This window comes from Rhodoferax sp. GW822-FHT04A08, from assembly GCF_058801025.1.
On record NZ_JBXAMW010000045.1, the window covers coordinates 1 to 2,953 of the forward strand.

A 2,953-nucleotide genomic window follows, 5' to 3' on the forward strand; every position below is an offset into this window, starting at 1 on the left:
CATTGCCCACACGAATAGGCCAGGACTCCGATAGTCCGGCCATCCTCGTTCAGGACATGCGTATTCAACGCCGTTTGCGCAATGTCATCATCCAAGCGCTGTAATCTTCGGGCTCATTGAGAGAGGTGATAGTCATGCGGCCATCCTCAGCTTTCATGCTGAAACTCAAGTCACCAATCGAGGTGCTCGGCGCAAAAACATCGAATGACGACACCTTGGATGTTTCCAATTGACCATTGACCATCACCGCCACCTGAAAACTCGCCGAGGCCCCTGTCAACCCCATAAATGTCACCGCCACAGAAACTGTTCGTGGTTGTCCTGGATTGAGAATCACCGCTTTCAGCGGAATTTCTTGGTACGTCGTCGGCATTCCTACGCCGATCAGCTTTTCATCCAAGCGTTCAGAACAGATGAACCCGGACTCATCGACCATCGCATAGATCTTGTTGAATGTGCTTCCGATGGCGATCAAGTCAAACTTCCGCCCAGCGCTCGAAATAAATGTTCCTGCAATGGACAGTTGGTCCTGAGGCGTAAGTTTGATATCCGGAGTCAGCGGACTGGCATCAATGATCTCAATTTGCTTTTCGGTGCGATAGACCTTCGTCCCTTCAGTCAGTGAGACGTAGTACACCATCTCGCCGCTGGTCAGTGGTTTGCCCAGATTCAAGCGTCTGTCTGCAACGCTGTACACAGTCCCTCCAGATTGAACCTTTCCTATGCGCGTGATGGGATCTAGGTGACCAACGTCACACTTCTTCTGCGGGACGTTGCCCGGAGTTACCGGAATCCCGGCTACTGCACTGGAAGCGACGCAGGCGCCTGCGAGCCAGGCGATGAGGTGACCGTAGATTGAGTTTTTCATAAATTCCCTGAGAGTTGGTTGATGTGTTGGTTGAAGACACTTCACAGGCGGTTGCCTTGAATGCCATCAAGACACCTCACGATGAACGCTAAAGCCTTCAAGTGAGGCGGTTTATAACCGATTTTCGCATATTCCAAAATCGGATGGATTCTGCTGTTTTTGTTCGCAGCAGAATGCCCGCATCGTTCCACTCCAAGCAGTACGAGATCTTTACCACCTTGCTCAGAGAGGTGCGCGAGGACTTAGGGGTCTCCCAAGTGGAACTGGCACTTGCGCTGGGTGTGCCGCAAACGACCGTCAGCAAATGCGAGACCGGTGTACGCAGAGTGGATGTGGTGGAACTCTACGATTGGCTGCAGGCACTGAATGTGGATTCCAATGTGTTTATGCAGCGTCTTACGGCGCGGTGGGAGGCCCACGCTGCGCGTGCGCACATGTCCAAGAGACATCGGAATAGACCCTAGGTGTCGTCTCCGTCCCCGCTTTCGGCAGGTGTCGAGTTACGCGAAGTGACTTCGGGTGCACGTTCGTGCAATCGTCTGTATTGAATTGCTGCAGTGCCCCGTATCGCCCATGAGACCGGTGCAGACGGGGATTGTGGTGCCACCCTTGACGCCTTCCCTTGGGATGTGCAGCGACACGCGGCCCCTCATGAGTGAAGGCAGCAAAACCTGGACATTGGAATTCTCGAACCCTGGTCATTCAACGCCCTCGCACGGAATAGGCCCCAAGTGCTGTCTTCCTGGACATGTCCTGCAGCGCATCCAGCTCCAACGCAACAAATCGACAGCGAAAGTCGGTTTTGACTGCAGCGATTACTCCCCGCACCTGCCTCTGGGCATCTTCGACCGTCTCCGAAGCAAACAGACCCCAGCGCATCGCATACGTCAGCCACCGCCCTTTGAGCAGCAGATCGAGTGCAAAGCAAGTCGGGTTGAACGCGTGGTACAGCGTTGCCTGCTTGTCTTCCTTGGCCATTTCCTGCAGCAGTTGTCGCAACCGATAACCACGCAAGGCCTTTTCACCCAACTGGATCGCATCGAACAAGTACATCGGTGCATGACAGACGGTCGTGCCGAATGCACCCTGCTCGAACTTGCTTGGGGCTGCTGATTCCAAATCGTCCTGTCCTACCGACTTGGTCAGTGCGTCCACTCCCCAATGCAGGCAGCCCTGCACTGCATCCTGCACCCCTGGAACGTTGAGCTGACGCCTCCCCCCAGGCTTGGTCACTTCCACCCCCAGGAAGTAGGCCATGCGCCAAGGCGGTTCACTGCAACTGCGCAAGATCATGCTTGCTGGTGCTTTGGTAAACCTAGGTGTTGCCAAGAGCAGGAATTGCAGGTGATCGTGCAATGCATGGGCACTCATGCCAAAAAGTGCCTTGGCACTGTAGATGGCGTCATCCAGCACCACCTTTTCCGCACCCGTGCATTGCCGGATGCCTGCGGCCAATTCTGACAAGTAGGGGCCCTGCCCTCGCTTTGCCAGAAAGAAGCGCTCTTGTCTCATACGCCAGTGAACGGCCACGGGAACGGCAAATGCATTCCACACTTCATCCCCACGATCAAAGCTCTGGCTGCAAAGCGTCACCATGTCTTGCAGCAAATCTGCTTCAACGTCCTCCAGTTCACCCAATGCGCGGGCAATGACATCCGCGTTACCTCTGCCCAGAAGTTCCATGGAAACGAAACTCCTGAGCCGACTTTCCAGAACGATGTCGGCCCGACCACTGGCTGTCCACCGCTGAACCAGACTCACCAGCGTCCGCACCTGGTGTTCATAGATGTCCCGACTGCGCATCAAATTTTCTCCCTGAAGTCAAATCGACATGCCAAGCGGCCAAGAATGGATTCGTGGCAGATGCGCAGACGGGCGCTGTACCGTCGTCCAGGATGGGGGCCCCTGGGATATTTCGTGACGCACACACCAAGGTCATGCACGCTCAACCACACCCGATCACCCATTCGCGCGTTCAAGTTGGTCATGGCTTGATGGGGCAAACAAATTGCCAGCGTCTGATCAGGGCGCGTGCGCCATATGGAATAGCGGACGCGATTGGCCTTGGGACCACGGATTCGCGGC

The 2,953-nt window shown here is 55.3% G+C and carries 3 protein-coding genes; 1 reads left to right on the forward strand and 2 read right to left on the reverse strand.

Annotated features, from left to right (window positions below; translation table 11 throughout):
• Positions 1–64 precede the first annotated feature (64 nt).
• Entirely contained in the window at positions 65–868 is an 804-nt protein-coding gene (locus AC1RMF_RS26375) for a hypothetical protein (RefSeq protein WP_493145488.1), read from the reverse strand.
• Positions 869–1,041: 173 nt separating this feature from the next.
• Here AC1RMF_RS26375 and AC1RMF_RS26380 point away from each other — a divergent pair, with 173 nt between their 5' ends.
• A complete protein-coding gene (locus AC1RMF_RS26380) occupies positions 1,042–1,332 on the forward strand; it encodes a helix-turn-helix domain-containing protein (protein ID WP_493145489.1) in 291 nt (96 codons plus the stop codon).
• Between the two features lie 238 nt (positions 1,333–1,570).
• Here AC1RMF_RS26380 and AC1RMF_RS26385 read toward each other — a convergent pair whose 3' ends face one another.
• Positions 1,571–2,671 carry a hypothetical protein gene (locus AC1RMF_RS26385; RefSeq protein WP_493145491.1) on the reverse strand — a complete coding sequence of 367 codons (1,101 nt, stop codon included), beginning with the start codon at positions 2,669–2,671 and terminating at the stop codon, positions 1,571–1,573.
• Positions 2,672–2,953: the final 282 nt, after the last annotated feature.